This window comes from Rickettsia endosymbiont of Pantilius tunicatus, assembly GCF_964291875.1.
GTDB lineage: Bacteria > Pseudomonadota > Alphaproteobacteria > Rickettsiales > Rickettsiaceae > Rickettsia.
The window spans coordinates 1-16475 of record NZ_OZ198175.1 but is presented as its reverse complement, the minus strand read 5'-3'; the positions used below and the strand labels follow the sequence as shown (position 1 = coordinate 16475).

The following is a 16475-nucleotide window of genomic DNA, read 5'->3' as shown; positions in this document are numbered from 1 at the left end:
CATAGGATCGAAAATACTCTTGATGTCATGCCTGCGAAAGTAGAAATCCAAAATAAAGCAAGATAATTTGAGCTTTTAATTTTAAAAATTTGCTATATTTATACCTGTTCTCTGGGTTCCTGCTTTTAGCTAAGAATGACATAAGTGATCCAAACACTCAACAAATACCAGAGATGCATAGTATCGACGCAATAATTTCGTTAAACTTTCTGAGGTTGCCACGTTCACTTCGCTTACTTGCAACGACGATTATGCAGGCAATCCCACAAATGCTTAATTATGCACTAGCGATCTCTGTAACGTTTACTATTTTATGATCACGCTTAGTTAAAAACTCTACTCTTCCTGATGTTAAAGCAAAAATAGTATGATCCTTACCAATCCCAACATTTACTCCAGGATGGATTTTTGTACCACGTTGTCTAACTATAATATTGCCAGGTATTACATATTGTCCATCGGCTTTCTTAACACCGAGTCTTCGACCGGCTGAATCTCTTCCGTTCCTAGAACTACCACCAGCTTTTTTGGTTGCCATCTTATGATTCCTTTATTATTAACTTTTACAAAAAGTTTATTATTGTTTTGTAATATCTAATATTTTCAGCTCTGTCAATTCTTGACGATGACCCGCTTTACGACGATAATTTTTTCTACGTTTTTTCTTAAAAACTATAATTTTATTATCTCTAAGCTGGTTAGTAATTTCAGCTGTAACAACAGCTCCTTTTACTAATGGAGTACCGATAAAAGAAGGTTTTGAATATTCACCCATCATTAAAACCTGATTAAGCTGAATTTTAGAGCCAAGCTCACCTTCAATTTTTTCGACTTTAATAACGCTATTTTGGTCTACTTTATATTGTTTTCCACCTGCTTTTATAACTGCGAACATGAAAAATATCTCTTTAAAAATTTATAAATATTTGTCGTATTATATTATTATATTAGTAATTAGTCAATGATAATTTAAAGCGGTACTTGATATTTCTAGCTTGATCGGCTTGTTATATAAATAAAAAATGTCATTGCCAGGAATGGCAGGCAAAGCCGCCACGGGATAACACCGAATGCTTAAGACGATGAAGTCGCAAATAATAAACAAAAGAGAATTTAGTTAATTAGTAGTAATTTAGAATTCGATATTGATATCGATAATAAGAAACTTTAGTGTAGTAATATAAGAATGGGGTGGTGAAAGATATTAAATTAGCCGCAACACAACTAAAATGTGAGGGGTAGAATTTTTACAAGCTGGATAGTTAGTGAAGTAAATATTGTTTAAACCTATTTGTTAAATTACATAATCGAGATATTTTTAAATTTTGATAATAAAACATGATTTTCTCCTTAATTAATCATAAACTAATTATAATATACTAACATAAAGCTTCAATAAGTTTTATCAATCAATACAAACACAATTGCATATTGAGTTACTACAGCAAAGATTGCAGCAGCTAGATCATCAACCATAACCCCAAGGCTACCTTTAACATTTTTATCAAGCCAATTAATAGGCCAAGGTTTTATTATGTCAAAAAATCGGAATAAGCAAAAAGGTAGTATAAAAAGTAATATTATACTAACTTTTAAAGTACTAAAATACTTTACTAGATTTGATTCATTTGCAAAAACTACTGAGAAAAATACCAAAATAACAGTTAGCATTTGCCCTACCACCTCATCAATTACTACCTCTTTTGGGTCTTTGGAATCCGTATAGTTTAAGTATATTTTAGTAAAATATGTACCGAGTATTAGAAGCAACAAACATATAAAAGAGGCTACAATGACCACACTGACAAGCTGGGCTTCATTAAGCGTAAGGTTTGCAAAAGGGATAATTATCTTATTATCAACAATAAAATACATTATAGCATAACATAAAGGAAAAGCGGCAAGAGAGCCAAAAGTGCCCGGGCAGTATTTTATTTTTCCGATATAAAAGAAAGTAACAAAGAATTCTGAGAATTGTTTTTTAGTGAACATTTTTGCTCTGGATTAGATTTTTAATATATAATATAATAAAATTTTAACTTATATAGCAAGAAATACTATGGGAATGAGTTTCAGCCATTTATTAATAATTCTATTGATTATTTTTGTATTATTTGGTGCTGGTAAATTACCGCAAGTTATGTCCGACCTTGCCAAAGGTTTAAAAGCTTTCAAAGACGGCATGAAAGAGGATGATAGCACTAAAAAAGATTAGATATTTCAATTAAATATAGAATTTGATATGACAAATTTATCTATTACTATACCTGATGATATAGCTAAAGCAAGTAATGAGGTTGCTAAAAAGCTAGGGTTATCTAGAACAGCTTTTATTCGTCAAGCTATAGCTTAATGCGATAAGATAGTGACTTAGAGTATGAGTTAGATTATACTAAATGAAAAACTTATGGCAAAGGCATATTCATACGATTTAAGAATACGAGTAATAAAAAGTTTAACAGATGGTAAAACAATAAAAGAGACTTCTGAGATATACTCTATTAGTAGGAAGACTATAATAGAATGGAAAAAATTAAAGAAACAAACCGGCGATATCAAAGCAAAAAGTGGTTATCATACAGGACATCGTAGAATAATAAGAGACATAGAAGGATTTAAAAAATTTATAGAATTAAATTTTGATAAAACCACCATGGAACTAGCTAACAACTGGAGTCAAAAAGTATCTGCAAGTACGATATCAAGATTGCTTAATAAATTAGGTTATAGTTATAAAAAAAACTTTTCTTCATCCCAAAAGAGATGTTGGTCTAAGGAATGAGTTTATATTGAAACTAAAAACTATAGACAAACAAGATTTAGTATTTATCGATGAATCTGGGATAGAAGATAATAGCTGTAGAGAACACGGGTGGAGCATTATCGGTCAAAGATGTTATGGTGAAAGGGTCTATCAACATAAATCACGGATTAGTATGATTGCTGGGGTGTCTGCCAAAGATATTATTGCCCCAATAATATTTGATGGGACATGTAATAAGGACATTTTTGAAACTTATGTACAAGAGATATTGATCAAAGAGTTAAAGCCTGGTCAGATAGTAGTAATGGATAATATTAATTTTCATAAAAGTACAAAAGTGAAAACGTTAATTGAATCTGTTGGTTGCAGTATTTTATTTTTACCAACTTACTCTCCTGATTTAAATCCTATTGAGCATTACTGGTTTAAAATCAAGAACGAAATAAGAAAAACTGTTTATAATTTTGAGCACTTTTTTGATGCGGTTTACTATGCTCTTGAAAAAGTCACTACCTTATCGCATTAAGCTATATTATACATGAACTTGATAATCTTCAATCTAAATTTGAACAGGAAGGGGTTGTAAGAAGCTTTAATGCAATGAAAAAATCTCCTCAATACTTAGAAGAAGCAGAAAAAATAATAGACGGTTTGAATTCTGAATTATTAGAGGAAGAAAGTTAAATCGAAAAACGTTTTCGGTGTCATCTAGTTGCTTGACCTAGGTTGCTGTATGACTCCGGTGTCATTCCTGTGGAGGCATTGTTGTATGGTTCCGATGTCATTCCTGCGAAAGCAGGAATCCAGTAATTACTAAACATAAATACAACTGTTTTTTACAATCAAGAATTGTATTTATTTAAATTTTTTGGATTCCCGCCTCTGCGGGAATGACACCGAAAGCACTTTTCGATCCACGCAGACAATGTTGCCACGGGATGACGAACTAGAAAATAAATATTCAAATGAAAACCGTATTACCTGAACGCTCTTTACATATTAAGGGTCGGCTAAATTTTATAGTGCAGCAAATTTTAGAGCTTGCACAAGACAAAATCGCTATGATTATTTTATATGGATCATATGCAAGAGGTGATTGGGTGCGTGATCTACTTAATGGCTATCATAGTGATACAGATATTTTAATAATATTGAAGAAAGGTAAATATAAAGGGCATGCTACTTTAAATTTAAAAGATAGAATATATACAAGATTAAAAAGAAAAGGAGTAATAAAAGATCAGATTATCCCTTATGATTCAAGGATATCAATAATTTTAGAATCAATAGAGGAAGTAAATAAGCAACTAGAAAAAGGACGTTATTTTTATACCGATATAAAAAAAGAAGGTATTCTTTTTTATGATAGCAGTGAATATGTTTTAAGCGAAGATAAAGATTTACCTTGGAGCGAGATGAAAGAAATTGCTCAAGATTATTTTGAATATTGGTTTGGAAGAGGAAAAGGATTTTTAAAAGGAGCAAATAACTATTTAAAAGATTCTGAAAGTTTTTATAGTGCCATTTTGTTAGTTTTTTCTAATTATAAGCCAAAACTACACGATATAGAAGAACTAGGTAGTATGGCAAAAAACTATAACAATGAATTACTACAAGTTTTTCCTATAGCAGCAGCTGAACAAAAAGAATGTTTGAGTTGTTAAAAAAATCGTATGTTGATGCACGATATGATAAAAATTATAAGATTATGAAAGAACAACTGCTTTATCTTATTAAGCGAATAGAAAAATTAAAAGAAATCACTGAAAGAATCTGCACAGCAAGGATTGGTAGGTAGCGTGTCATCCCGTGGTGGCATTGCCCGCGTGGATCGGAAAAATGTCCTCGGTGTCATACCGTGGCTTGTCCACGGTATCCAGAAAATAATAAAAAATACTAATTTTATTAGTATTTTTAACTGGATCCCGTGAATAAATCACGGGATGACAGGGGAGAATGATCCACGCAACAATACCATAACGTAATGACTGCTAAACTTTAGCTATTTAATTTCCAGAAACAGTAGTGTAAGCACTATTTTCTTTTCTGATAATATCATATTGTCTTTGGACTATCGAATCAATAAAATGAATATTACCAGACAGACCAATATAATTTTGTCTACTATTTATTCTATTTAAAAATCTACTTAAATCAAATTCATTTCCTATGAAGCTGGCAGTCATACGCCCTAAATCATAGGCAAGCAAATGCATAAAACCCATATGGTTAATTCCGAGAGCCTTTGCTCGCTCAGGAACGTTACTATTAAGAGTATTTAACGAGCCAGTGAAGCTAATATCAATATTTTCTGGACAATCGACATCAATACGATTATCACCAATTAGTATAGCTTTTTTATCTAAATTATATTTATTAATACTACCAGCAAGTAAGCTTAAATTCTTTGGGTCATCTGATATATAGATAATAGGTTTTGTTGTATCGCTGCGTTCATTTATAACATCAGTATTATCCGAAACATTTTTTACAGCTTTTGCAATAGATTCAGGATTATCTTCATAAAATTCAGTAAGTGCTAAGGTAGCATTTTTTTGAATCAAGATATTTTGCATAACTTGGCTAACAGTCTGAGAGTGTTTGCCTGTAGGCAGTAATGCCATAAAATCCTTATGACTACTTCCATAATAATTAACGATTCGTATTAGTTGTTTTAAAGGTGCATGACCAAAAACAAATAATTTATCATCTGCAAGAGCAGGGTTATTTGACATAGTTATTATAACAATATTATTGGCTTTGGCTTTTTCGGCTATTAAAGAAGTAAAGTTAGAATATAAAGGACCTAGAATAATTTTAGTTTTGCGTGCTACTATTTTATCCATGGCAGCTAATACATTTTTTTCATCTGAGCCATCATAAGAGGTAACATGGATATAAGATTTTACTCCATCATTAAGACCCATTTTAATCAAATCTTTATATTGCTTACCAACAACACTATCAGGACCTTGGTTAGGCATCAAAATAGCAATCTCGATTTCTTTCTGTCCCTTTTTTACAGGTACAATAGTTTCTTCTTTGGAAGTTTGACAGGATGATAGATATAGGGAACAAAAAAACATTAAAATGATTTTTGCAAAGTTTCGTGTTATACTAGCCATAATATTACTACAAAATTAAAAAATTATGTTTTTAAAAGCAGGATTATATATTATTTCGACACCGATTGGCAATTTTGATGATATTACACTTCGTGCTATATCAACCTTAAAAAGCTCGGATATTATTTTATGTGAAGATACTAGAGTATCACAAAAATTGCTAGCAAAACATGATATTCGTACTAAATTACAAGTTTATAATGATCATAGTGATGAGAAAGACAGAGAGAATATTATAAATTTAATAAAAGCTGATAAGATAGTAAGCTTAATTTCCGATGCTGGTACTCCTTTAATTTCTGATCCTGGATATAAATTAGTACGAGATTTAAGATCGCTAAATTGCCACATAGATGTAGTGCCTGGCGTATCTTCACCAATCACAGCACTAACATTGTCTGCTTTGCCTACAGATAGATTTCTATTTTGCGGGTTCCTACCTAAAACTACAGAAAGTAAGAAAAAGCTTTTTACTGAGTTTGCAAATATCCGTGCTACTCTAATTTTCTTTGAGGCTGCAACTCGCTTAATAAGCACTTTATTAATAGCTAAGGAAATACTCGGAAATCGTGAAATATGTGTAGCACGTGAACTTACTAAACTTTACCAAAAAATAAAAACTGCAAATATCGATGAAGTAATAGCATTTTATCAAAAAAATACTCTAAAAGGCGAGATAGTATTACTAATTTCAGGGGTTTTACAAGAACAAGAAGAAAAGCTGGAACTCGATTTAATAAAGTTTATAGAATCATGTTTGAGTAAAGATTTAAGTGCTAAAAGTACTACTGACCTTGCTTATGAAAAATTTAAAAACATATATAGCAAAAAGGAAATATATAAATTGGTAAATCAACAAAAAAGCTAATATAAAGAGTAGATTTAGCGTTTAAAAAAATCTTTAGAGTGGAGGAAAACAAGGACTTATTTATATTCTATTATTAATTCAATAGTAAGCAGTGAGGATCAGATAAAAGAAGTAATATTACTTAATCCATATAATCCAAAAATTTTTTTAAAAGATAAAACTATTGAACAAATAATAGAGTTTACAGGGTTGTCTAAAAAAGAAATAGAAAAGTCGAAATTAGAATAGAAAAATAGATAGGTCGTTATGTTAAACGTAACGACCATTTAGTAACGGTTTATTAACTACAGCTACAGGATTTTTTAGGTTTGTTGTTTTCTGCTGATTGTTCAAGTTTTTTACCCGCAGCTTGCATATCCTGCCCTGCTCCCTGCATTGTGTTACAAGCACTGGTTAAGAAAGCTACAGATACTAATATAGAAGTTAGAATTATTGAACGCATATTTTACCTTTATAAAATTGAATCTAGATTTCATGAAGCAAATAAAATCTTGTCAATTTAAAATATATAAAAAATTACATCATTTACTTTTTGTACAATATCTCATTATTAATATACCAAACAACGCAGAAAGTAGCGAACCGATAATTACTGCTACTCTCATAGAGTTTGAGGGACAACCGCCTTCAAACGTAATACCGCCTATAAATAAGCTTAAGGTAAAACCAATTCCTCCAAGAATTGCTATAGAATAAAATTTTAACCACGAAGTATTACTTGGTAGGCTACAGAAATTAAACTTCACGCATGGATAGGAAAATAGCATAACTCCGAGTTGTTTACCTATAAATAAACCTAATATTATTCCGAAAGTTAAACTAGAGTAAACACTTCTAAAGGAGAAATCTTCTAGAAGAACTCCAGAATTCATAAACACAAATAAAGGTAAAATAAAATAATTTACAAAAGGCTGTATTAATTTTTCAAGCTTATGAAAAGAACTATTAATTTGTCCTTTAATATTAACTGGTATAAAAAGTGCTATTATAGCTCCGCATAAAGTTCCGTGAATACCTGCCTCGACCATACTTACCCATAAAAGCACCCCAACAATTGTATAATATAATAGATGCTTTACTTGCTTATAATTTAATATAAACAAGATAATTATGATCACAAAAGAAATAAACAAAGCCAGTATATTTATTGTTTTAGTATAAAATAAAGCGATAATAATTAAAGCAACAGCATCATCAATTAATGAAAAACCAATAATAAAAGCACGTAGTTCTAAAGAGATATATCGTCTAAAAAAAGATAAAATACCAAGTACAAAAGCAGTATCTGTTGCTATTGGAATGGTCCATCCTTTTATCAATTCAGGTTCATTATAATTGAAAAATACATATATTAACGCAGGAACTACTACACCACCAAGTGCTGCCGCCATGGGTAACACTAATTTTCTTTTATTTTTGTACTCACCTTCTACTAAATGAAATTTTATTTCTAAACCTATTAATAGGAAGAAGAAAGTCATAAGACCATCATTAACTAAATCTATAAAAGTTGTTTCTAAGCTTATATTTCCTATTGTTAAGGCAATTTTGCTGTAAATAAGAAAAATATAATAACCTCTTAGACTGGTATTACTGACGGTAATTGCTAAAGTGAATGCAATAATTAATATTATGCCAACAAAAGTTCCTGATTTGATTAATTCTTTTAGTTTATTATCTATGCTCATACTATTTAATATTATATCGAGATTATTAATATAAATTATTGAAGTTTTTTAATAAAGTTAAAGTATAGTTTTTAATAGTAATTTATTCTTATAAATAGGAGAAAAGTTGCTTTTATGCTTAAGTACTATTATAGTCTTGTATGATTTAATTAAAATTTTTATGCATATCACCCACCTAAAAAATTTAATTGGGTTCGAATCCCTAACTCCCCAGAGCAATGGAGCTATTGAATATATTGAGGATTTACTTAAAAAACATAGTTTTAAGACCGAGGTAAAAATTTTTGGTGAGATCGAGCAAGTTACTAATCTTTATGCTGTTTACGGCAATAATAAGCCTAATATTTGCTTTGTTGGGCATGTTGATGTAGTTCCTGCTGGTGATCCTAACCTTTGGTATAATTCTAATCCTTTCAAAGCTCATGAGCAGGACGGAAAAATATATGGCAGAGGGGTAGTTGATATGAAAGGGGCAATTGCCTGCTTTCTAGGAGCTAGCTTAGACTTCATAAAAAATAATACCGATTTTGTAGGTTCGATTAGCTTTTTACTTACTAGCGATGAAGAGGGTAAAGCAAAACATGGCACTAAGGAAATGCTTCAATATATTTATAACCAAGGGCATGAAATTGATTTTGCTATTGTCGGTGAACCTACTTGTGAAAAAGAGATAGGAGACACTATTAAGATTGGCAGAAGAGGAAGTGTTAACTTTAAATTAAGTATAATAGGCTTAGGTGGGCATGTAGCTTATCCGCAAAAAGCAAATAATCCATTACCTTGCTTGATAAGAGTATTAAACGAACTAACAAATGTAAAACTTGATGAAGGAACGGAGTTTTTTCAAAGTTCAAATCTTGAAATAACAAATATTGACGTTGATAATAACACTACAAATGTGATACCCGAAACAGCAACGGCACATTTCAATATACGTTTTAATAATTTACATAGTGTAGAAACACTAGCAAAACAAGTAGAAGAAATTATTAAACAATATTGCCAAAAGTATAAAGTAGATTATAAGCTAGAATATAATAGGTCTGCCGATAGCTTTATTCAAAACCCTAATGATAAGATAAAAGAATTTGCTACGATAGTAGAAAAAACTCTTGATATAAAACCAAAATTTTCTACAAGCGGCGGTACATCGGACGCAAGATTTGTTAAAAATTATTGCTCCTTAGTAGAATTCGGTTTATTATCAGACACTGCACATAAAATAAATGAATATACCAAAATTAGCGATTTACAAAAATTATACGATGTGTATTATAATTTTTTGATGGAAATATTCCTGCCTTTACGGGAATGACATTAAAGCAAAATTGGACAACATAACCAATTTTTCAAATAAAACAAGTATATGCGGATGTGATGGAACTGGTAGACATGCAAGATTTAGGTTCTTGTGCCGCAAGGCGTGGGGGTTCAAGTCCCTTCATCCGTACCATTTAAATTTTCAATATGAAATTTTTATGCAGCAATTTAGTATTTATCAAACTAGTGATGAATTACTGCTGAAAGCAATATTTCTTTTAATAGAGAAATGTTATTATTCTGATCTTAAGAGCATTGTACTTACTGTTGATACAGAACAGCAAGAAATGCTAAATAAAAACCTTTGGACTTATTCACGTAAACAATTCATTCCTCACGGTAGTAAAATCGACCCGCAGCCTGAAAAACAGCCTATTTATATTACTGATACGTTACAAAATCCTAATAAGGCTAGTGTGCTTATTATTATCTCACCACCTAATATAGAGAAAATCTTACAAGATAAAGAATATATTGGTATTTTCAAAAGAATAATTATAATAACCGATTTGCCAGAAGATTTAAAAATCCTAACTTCTAAGATCAATCAAATTACCGGACAAGACAACCCTATAGATTGCTTCACTCAAGATCAACGTGGAACGTGGAGTAAAATATGACATGCTTTATACTATAATTATTAACGAAGATACACAAGAAACAATATTTGTAGCTTCTAACAAAGAATTAAGCAATTCGATCATTGAGGGATTAAACACTCCTATAGAAAAATGCAACCCTATTAAGTTAATATAAAAATATACTATCCAGCATATAATAGACTAATGCTTGTGATCATGGTGGTGAGTATAGAAGCCTAGAGAAGAAAGGGCATTTGAGAAATCAGAGTTTGGAGTTATAGCGTTTGGGGTTCCGGTGCAACATATATGACCGTTTAAGCATATTACTTGGTCAGAATTTTTAATTACTGTAAATAAATCATGTGAAATCATAAAAACAGTAATATCTAGCTTCTTACGGATTAAACTAATAAGCTGATAAAATTCTTGCTGGCTTGTAACATCTAAAGATTGTAGTGGCTCATCTAAAATAATTAAATTTGGGTTACTAAGCAAAGAGGATGCAAGAACTACCTTTTGAAACTGCCCACCTGAAAGCGTAGAAATTTCCTGATCTTTTAAACGCTCCAAATCAATGAATGAGTGAATTTCTTTAATATCACTAGCGGGATTATTTGGTGCTAGTAAATCTAAAAATTTCTTTACTGTAATCGGCAAATCAGAACTTAGATTAAATTTTTGCGGCACATAACCGATTTTTAATTTAGGATCAATTATAATCTCGCCACTTGTTGGTTTTTCAAGCCCAAGCATTAACCTAACTATAGTAGTTTTACCTGCTCCGTTTGGTCCTATTAAAGTAGTGATGTTATTTTTTTTGACTGTAAAACTAACGTTATTTATCGGTAATTTATTACCGAATTTTTTAGATACATTATTAAATTCTATTATGGGCTGCATGGACTAGTTTACTCCTGTCATCCCGTGGCTTATCCACGGGATGACACAGTGCAAGTAATGATATAGCATCCATTACGTCGAGTAAATACCTATTAGCTCCGCCTGCCCTAAAAGGTGCTTCTGCAAAGCTAGTACTAAATCTTGCTTGCTAGCATCTTCTTCTAGTTCTAGGTAATCATTTAAAGCATATAACTTGAAAAAATACCGATGGGGTTTACCTGCTGACGGGCATGGACCACCATATTTCTTTTCTTTCCAACCATTATTTAAAACTTTAATATCATCATTTACTTCTCCTTCTTGGAGTTGCGTTATAGAAGCCGGAATATTGTAGATTATCCAATGATCCCATATGCCTTGCGGCGGTGCTAATTCTACCGGAGCATCTGGGTCATCCATAATTAAAACAAAAGATTTAGTATCTGAAGAGAAGCCGCTCCACTCTAAATGCGGAGAAATATTCTGACCTTTACAAGTAAATTTATCAGGAATACGCTCGTTATGCTTAAATGCCGTACTTGTTATTTCAAAAGTCATAAGTTGCTCCTGTGAATTTTGTGTAAATAAAACATTGTCATCCCGTAGTCAAGCCACGGGATGACACCGAGGAGGCTTCGCATCACCTCGCAATGATGCTATTCAACTAATTAACAACTTGCCATTGTCCATCAGGTTGACGGCAGGCAGTGCCATAAGCTTTTTGTTGTTTTCCACCTACTACAACTGTTTGGGTGTATTCACGACAATATTGACCGGTATTATTTTTATAAGCTTTGCTTGGTGTCACAGTACCATAATTACCATTATCAGGATTACGCCATTGTACACTGCTACCGCTTGGTGCAGCTTCTAAAGCTCTTTGAGAAGTAAGCTCTGCAAGTTTTCTATCTTGTTCATCCATACCTGCACCAATTTGGTTGCCAAGGATTGCACCAAGTAATGCACCTGCTCCTACCGCAGCAAGTCGTCCCGTACCACCACCAAATTGTGAACCAACAAGTCCTCCTAAAGTTCCGCCAATTAGCGTACCACTACCTTGTTTATTCATGCCACCTGGACCTTGGCATGCTTGCAACATTGAAGCTGCAAGTAATATAACAATAATTTTAGATATTATTTTCATATGATTTCTCATTTTAAAGTACTATATATAACTAATTATATGGTTTTTGGAATTTTGTAAAGTATAAACCTAATTCTATTTGAATTTTATATTTTCTTTGTTAAACTATCAAGAGGAATTAGAAATATTATTTATGGATATCAACAGTCGGAATTTATTAATAAAATCGGCATCTTACTTATCAGTTACTACGGCATTAATTATTCTAAGCGTAAAAATATATGCTTGGTTTTTGACTGATTCGCAGTCAATACTTGCTTCTTTGATTGACTCAATGCTTGATATAACTTCTTCTTTTATAAATTTAATAGCTTTAAGATTTGCATTGCAACCGCCAGATTATCATCACAGATTTGGACATGAAAAAATACAAGATTTAACACTTTTCTCTCAATCAATATTTTTCTTTGCTTCAGCTTTTTTTGTCGGTTTTTCCTCTATCAAATCCTTATTTGAAAAAACACAACCGGAGAATATTAGCGACGGTACTACTATAATGTATATATGTATATTCTTAACGATTATCTTAGTGCTTTATCAAACCTATGTAATTAAAAAAACTAAGTCAGATATAATTAAAGCCGATAAGTTACATTATTTTACTGATTTACTTACTAATGTTATAGTAATTATCTCTTTAAATTTAAGCGATCGTTTTTGGTTTGTTGATCCTTTATTTGGGGTAGTTATTGCATTATATATATTTCATACTTCTTATTCCTTATTCAAAAAAGCTTTTAAAAATTTAGTTGACCATGAACTACCAGAACAAGATAGACAAAAAATTATTGCAATAGTTAATAAGCATCGAGGCGTAAAAGGTGTGCATGAAATGAAAACTAGATATGCTGCTCAAAAAGCTTTTATACAATGTCATTTAGAAATGGATGGCAATATGTCGCTTTATGATGCTCACGAAATTAGTGATGAAATTGCACTTAAAATATTACAAGAATTCCCTGACTCTGAAATAATAATCCACCAAGACCCTTATGGAGTAGAAGAACACGTCAATTATCGTGAATATATTGTTAGATGAATTTTGATAATTTTTTCATGCAAGAAGCTTTAAAACAAGCGAAAATTGCTTTTAGTAAAAACGAAGTGCCAGTTGGAGCAGTTATTGTAGATAGAGAAAATCAGAAAATTATAACTAAAAGTTATAACAATACTGAAGAAAAAAATAATGCTCTTTATCATGCTGAAATTATTGCAATTAATGAAGCATGTAAAATTATATCTTCCAAAAATTTAAGTGATTACGATATATACGTTACTTTAGAGCCTTGTGCCATGTGTGCAGCAGCTATCGCTCATAGCAGATTAAAACGCTTATTTTATGGTGCTTCTGATTCAAAACATGGAGCAGTTGAGAGTAATTTGAGATATTTTAACAGCAAAGCCTGCTTCCACCGACCAGAAATATATAGCGGAATTTTTGCTAAAAATTCCGCCTTATTAATGAAAGAATTTTTTAAAAAGATAAGAGACTAAGTTTTATTAGACTCTTATATAACGTAGCTAATAAAAAGAAAATTAGACCGTTTTTCAAATAAAACTAATATATTAATCGAACGGCTTTACTATAACCATGATCACTGCAACAATCATACAAATAGCAGGGATTTCATTGACTATGCGGTAAAATTTTTCAGAATGAAAGTTTTTGCCATTTGCAAAATCTTTTCGCCATCTTGCAAGTAAGCCATGAAATATTACTAAAATTAATACTGCAAACATCTTAACATGAAACCAAGCATCAAGGGCAGCAAACCCATAAATATAAGCGTTTATTAAACCAAATATAAAGGTACTAATCATTGCGGGATTCATAATGAATCTAAGGAGCTTTAATTCCATTATTTGGAAAGTTTTATCTGTTTCACTACCTACTTTGACCTTTGTATGGTAAACATATATTCGTGGTAAATATAATAATCCGGTCATCCAGCATATTGCAGAAATTAGATGAATTGATTTAAACCATAGGTAGTAACTTGCCATTTTCTATCCTTATTTTATTTTTATAATTTTTTATTTACTGGATTCCGCTTATGTAGAAATGAGGTAAAACATAAACATTTACTAAATTTATCAGGGCATATTCTTTCACCATTACTATTAGCTACTAAAAAATTATCCTCTTTTTTATTAATAAATTTTAATAAAATGCTTGTCAAACTTTTAATAAAAATTTTATTTGTGCTAAGTGTTGGGATTCTATTATATTGGATTTTGTATTTGTCCGCAATTAATTTATATTCAATATCAAGCTCAACTAGCGTTTCAACATGCTCTGAAACGAAAGCTATAGGTACAATTATTATATTTTTATTTTGTTTCCCTGCTATTTCTATTTCATCTTCAGTATTTGGCTTTAACCATTCTACAGGTCCTACTCTACTTTGATAAGTTATTTTATAATCTAAATCTTTTATATTTAACTCTTTAACCACCGCTTTTACTGTTTCTTCTACTTGAAAACTATACGGATCTCCTGCATCTATTATTTTTTTAGGCAAGCCATGAGCTGAAAATAATATTCGAAAGTCTTTATCAAATATTTTTTCTTTTATTAAAGCAGCATGAGTTTTTATAAAATTTTCTTCTATCGGATAACAACAAACAACTTTAACCGGAATATTAAAATCAAAACTACTTAAAAAATTATTTACCGATGAGCCTGTAGTAGTAGTTGAGAATTGAGGGTATAATGGTAATAATATCACCTCTGTAGGATTATATTCTTTTATTTGCTCTATTGTTTCTTCTATTTGCGGCGGGGCATAACGCATATTTATAAAGATATTAAAATCTTCTTGGATGGCGTGTTTTAAATTTTCTTCCAATGCTAGTTTTTGCTTCTCTGTTTCTTCAAGTAAAGGCGATTTACCACCTATTAGAGAATAGATTTTTTGAGATTTCTTCTCTCTCGTTGTAGAGATTAATTTAGCAAAAACATAACGCAACGGGTTAGGCAGATCAATAATAGCTTTATCATAAAACAAATTAAATAGGAATGGCTTCACTGATTTAAGACTATCTGGACCGCCTAGATTAAAAAGCACTATTGCTATTCTCTTTTTATTTATATTCATATTCCCTAATGCATTTTACTAAAAATTCTACATTTTCTGGTGGTGTTTCGGGTAAAATACCATGACCTAGATTAAAAATAAAATTCTTATTTCCCATTACCGATAAAATTTTATGGATTTTTTCTTTTATTATTATTTTATCAGTAAGCAATACTACCGGATCTAAATTACCCTGCACTATTACTTTATTGCTCCATAATTTCATTTTCTCAAGCGGTATTAACGGGTCAATAGCTAAAACATCCATTGGTACTTCTTCTAGAAATTTTTCATATAAAAGCCCTGCACCTTTGGGAAAAGTAATAATAGGAATATTTGGAAAAGCCTCTTTTAAATTCTTTATTATTTTCTTCGTTGGTTCTATCACAAAGTGATTAAATTCTTCTTCTGGTAAAATACCAGCCCATGAATCAAATATTTTTATTATATTTGCACCTGATTTTATTTGATTTATAAGATGATGAATTGTTTTTTCCGTAATAAACTCAAGTAATTCTTTTGCTAATTCTTCATTTTCATAAATAAATTTTTTGCTAACTCTAAAGTCTTGTTTACCTTTTCCTTCTAACATGTAAGTCATTACTGTCCAAGGACTACCTGCGAAACCTATTAGAAAAGTGGATTTAGGCAACTCTTTTCTTACCTTTTTTACTATTTCATATACTTTTTCTAATTTATCGCTGGAATTATTTTGCAAATACTTAAAATCTTCTTTTGATTTAAATTGCTTTAGTACCGGTCCAATATTTTCTTTAAAATCTACTTCCCAACCAAGAGCATGAGGCAATACTAATATATCAGAAAAAATTATCGCTGCATCAAAGCCAAAACGTTTTATCGGTTGTAGTGTTACTTCTGTTGCCTTATCTACATCATAGCAAAATTCTAAAAAATTTTTTACCTCTTTTCGTACTGCCATATATTCAGGTAAATACCTACCAGCTTGTCGCATTAGCCAAATTGGTGGTTTATTATCTAATGTTTTAATAGGATTGGAAATTAATGTCA

At 31.0% G+C, this 16475-nt stretch carries 20 protein-coding genes, 1 tRNA gene and 1 pseudogene; 10 read left to right on the top strand and 12 right to left on the bottom strand.

The window, feature by feature from the left end:
- Positions 1 to 277 precede the first annotated feature (277 nt).
- The 3 genes from rpmA to ACICQC_RS00105 form a co-directional block, all read right to left on the bottom strand.
- Positions 278 to 538, bottom strand: coding sequence for a 50S ribosomal protein L27 (rpmA, locus tag ACICQC_RS00115; RefSeq protein ID WP_011478055.1), 261 nt, complete (start codon positions 536 to 538; stop codon positions 278 to 280).
- 39 nt (positions 539 to 577) lie between these two features.
- Positions 578 to 895 carry a 50S ribosomal protein L21 gene (gene rplU, locus ACICQC_RS00110; protein ID WP_011478056.1) on the bottom strand — a complete coding sequence of 106 codons (318 nt, stop codon included), beginning with the start codon at positions 893 to 895 and terminating at the stop codon, positions 578 to 580.
- Positions 896 to 1392: 497 nt separating this feature from the next.
- Positions 1393 to 1992, bottom strand: a complete 600-nt coding sequence (locus tag ACICQC_RS00105) for a phosphatidylglycerophosphatase A (protein ID WP_395476955.1) — start codon at positions 1990 to 1992, stop codon at positions 1393 to 1395.
- A gap of 67 nt (positions 1993 to 2059) precedes the next feature.
- On the opposite strand from ACICQC_RS00105, the gene ACICQC_RS00100 reads away from it, so the two are divergent.
- The 4 genes from ACICQC_RS00100 (at position 2060) to ACICQC_RS00085 (ending at position 4428) form a co-directional block, all read left to right on the top strand.
- A complete protein-coding gene (locus ACICQC_RS00100; protein ID WP_011478060.1) occupies positions 2060 to 2215 on the top strand; it encodes a Sec-independent protein translocase subunit TatA in 156 nt (51 codons plus the stop codon).
- Positions 2216 to 2242: 27 nt separating this feature from the next.
- Complete coding sequence (locus tag ACICQC_RS00095) at positions 2243 to 2353, top strand: ribbon-helix-helix protein, CopG family (protein ID WP_395476954.1); 111 nt, start codon at positions 2243 to 2245, stop codon at positions 2351 to 2353.
- A 54-nt stretch (positions 2354 to 2407) separates the two neighbouring features.
- Positions 2408 to 3290, top strand: a protein-coding gene (locus tag ACICQC_RS00090) for an IS630 family transposase (RefSeq protein WP_395476497.1) whose coding sequence is annotated in 2 segments (ribosomal slippage) — positions 2408 to 2734 and positions 2736 to 3290 — 882 coding nt in all. Because the reading frame shifts where the segments join, the coding sequence is not laid out codon by codon here.
- A 439-nt stretch (positions 3291 to 3729) separates the two neighbouring features.
- Positions 3730 to 4428 (top strand): nucleotidyltransferase domain-containing protein, encoded by a 699-nt coding sequence (locus tag ACICQC_RS00085; protein WP_395476952.1) that lies wholly within the window; start codon positions 3730 to 3732, stop codon positions 4426 to 4428.
- A gap of 342 nt (positions 4429 to 4770) precedes the next feature.
- On the opposite strand, the gene ACICQC_RS00075 is transcribed toward ACICQC_RS00085, so the two are convergent.
- Complete coding sequence (locus ACICQC_RS00075; RefSeq protein ID WP_395476950.1) at positions 4771 to 5889, bottom strand: penicillin-binding protein activator; 1119 nt, start codon at positions 5887 to 5889, stop codon at positions 4771 to 4773.
- Positions 5890 to 5914: 25 nt separating this feature from the next.
- Here ACICQC_RS00075 and rsmI point away from each other — a divergent pair, with 25 nt between their 5' ends.
- Complete coding sequence (rsmI, locus tag ACICQC_RS00070; protein ID WP_395476949.1) at positions 5915 to 6757, top strand: 16S rRNA (cytidine(1402)-2'-O)-methyltransferase; 843 nt, start codon at positions 5915 to 5917, stop codon at positions 6755 to 6757.
- 280 nt (positions 6758 to 7037) lie between these two features.
- Here the strand turns inward: rsmI and ACICQC_RS00065 are convergent, their stop codons facing one another.
- Together ACICQC_RS00065 and nhaA are read right to left on the bottom strand one after the other, a co-directional pair.
- Complete coding sequence (locus tag ACICQC_RS00065) at positions 7038 to 7199, bottom strand: entericidin A/B family lipoprotein (protein ID WP_011478066.1); 162 nt, start codon at positions 7197 to 7199, stop codon at positions 7038 to 7040.
- A 79-nt stretch (positions 7200 to 7278) separates the two neighbouring features.
- Entirely contained in the window at positions 7279 to 8445 is a 1167-nt protein-coding gene (gene nhaA / locus ACICQC_RS00060) for a Na+/H+ antiporter NhaA (protein WP_395476948.1), read from the bottom strand.
- 160 nt (positions 8446 to 8605) lie between these two features.
- On the opposite strand from nhaA, the gene dapE reads away from it, so the two are divergent.
- From dapE to ACICQC_RS00045, 3 genes are all read left to right on the top strand, one after another.
- On the top strand, positions 8606 to 9760 hold the full coding sequence (gene dapE, locus ACICQC_RS00055) for a succinyl-diaminopimelate desuccinylase (protein ID WP_395476947.1): 1155 nt from the start codon (positions 8606 to 8608) through the stop codon (positions 9758 to 9760).
- Positions 9761 to 9813: 53 nt separating this feature from the next.
- Positions 9814 to 9898, top strand: a tRNA-Leu gene (locus ACICQC_RS00050).
- Between the two features lie 25 nt (positions 9899 to 9923).
- A complete protein-coding gene (locus ACICQC_RS00045) occupies positions 9924 to 10385 on the top strand; it encodes a DNA polymerase III subunit chi (RefSeq protein ID WP_395476946.1) in 462 nt (153 codons plus the stop codon).
- 162 nt (positions 10386 to 10547) lie between these two features.
- On the opposite strand, the gene ACICQC_RS00040 is transcribed toward ACICQC_RS00045, so the two are convergent.
- From ACICQC_RS00040 to ACICQC_RS00030, 3 genes are all read right to left on the bottom strand, one after another.
- Positions 10548 to 11246 (bottom strand): ATP-binding cassette domain-containing protein, encoded by a 699-nt coding sequence (locus ACICQC_RS00040; protein WP_395476945.1) that lies wholly within the window; start codon positions 11244 to 11246, stop codon positions 10548 to 10550.
- 72 nt (positions 11247 to 11318) lie between these two features.
- Positions 11319 to 11783 (bottom strand): YbhB/YbcL family Raf kinase inhibitor-like protein, encoded by a 465-nt coding sequence (locus tag ACICQC_RS00035; protein WP_395476944.1) that lies wholly within the window; start codon positions 11781 to 11783, stop codon positions 11319 to 11321.
- A 106-nt stretch (positions 11784 to 11889) separates the two neighbouring features.
- Complete coding sequence (locus ACICQC_RS00030; RefSeq protein ID WP_395476943.1) at positions 11890 to 12369, bottom strand: RT0821/Lpp0805 family surface protein; 480 nt, start codon at positions 12367 to 12369, stop codon at positions 11890 to 11892.
- 133 nt (positions 12370 to 12502) lie between these two features.
- On the opposite strand from ACICQC_RS00030, the gene ACICQC_RS00025 reads away from it, so the two are divergent.
- Together ACICQC_RS00025 and ACICQC_RS00020 are read left to right on the top strand one after the other, a co-directional pair.
- Positions 12503 to 13408 (top strand): cation diffusion facilitator family transporter, encoded by a 906-nt coding sequence (locus tag ACICQC_RS00025; protein WP_395477723.1) that lies wholly within the window; start codon positions 12503 to 12505, stop codon positions 13406 to 13408.
- A complete protein-coding gene (locus tag ACICQC_RS00020) occupies positions 13405 to 13863 on the top strand; it encodes a nucleoside deaminase (RefSeq protein WP_395476942.1) in 459 nt (152 codons plus the stop codon). The genes ACICQC_RS00025 and ACICQC_RS00020 overlap by 4 nt, the downstream gene beginning before the upstream one ends.
- Positions 13864 to 13935: 72 nt before the next feature.
- Here ACICQC_RS00020 and hemJ read toward each other — a convergent pair whose 3' ends face one another.
- The 3 genes and pseudogenes from hemJ to hemE all read right to left on the bottom strand — a co-directional run.
- The gene (hemJ, locus tag ACICQC_RS00015; RefSeq protein WP_395476941.1) at positions 13936 to 14373 is read right to left on the bottom strand and encodes a protoporphyrinogen oxidase HemJ; all 438 of its coding nucleotides are present in this window, start codon (positions 14371 to 14373) and stop codon (positions 13936 to 13938) included.
- 20 nt (positions 14374 to 14393) lie between these two features.
- A complete protein-coding gene (hemH, locus tag ACICQC_RS00010) occupies positions 14394 to 15467 on the bottom strand; it encodes a ferrochelatase (protein ID WP_395476940.1) in 1074 nt (357 codons plus the stop codon).
- 30 nt (positions 15468 to 15497) lie between these two features.
- Positions 15498 to 16439: pseudogene (hemE, locus tag ACICQC_RS00005) on the bottom strand (uroporphyrinogen decarboxylase); the annotation flags it as partial.
- Positions 16440 to 16475: the final 36 nt, after the last annotated feature.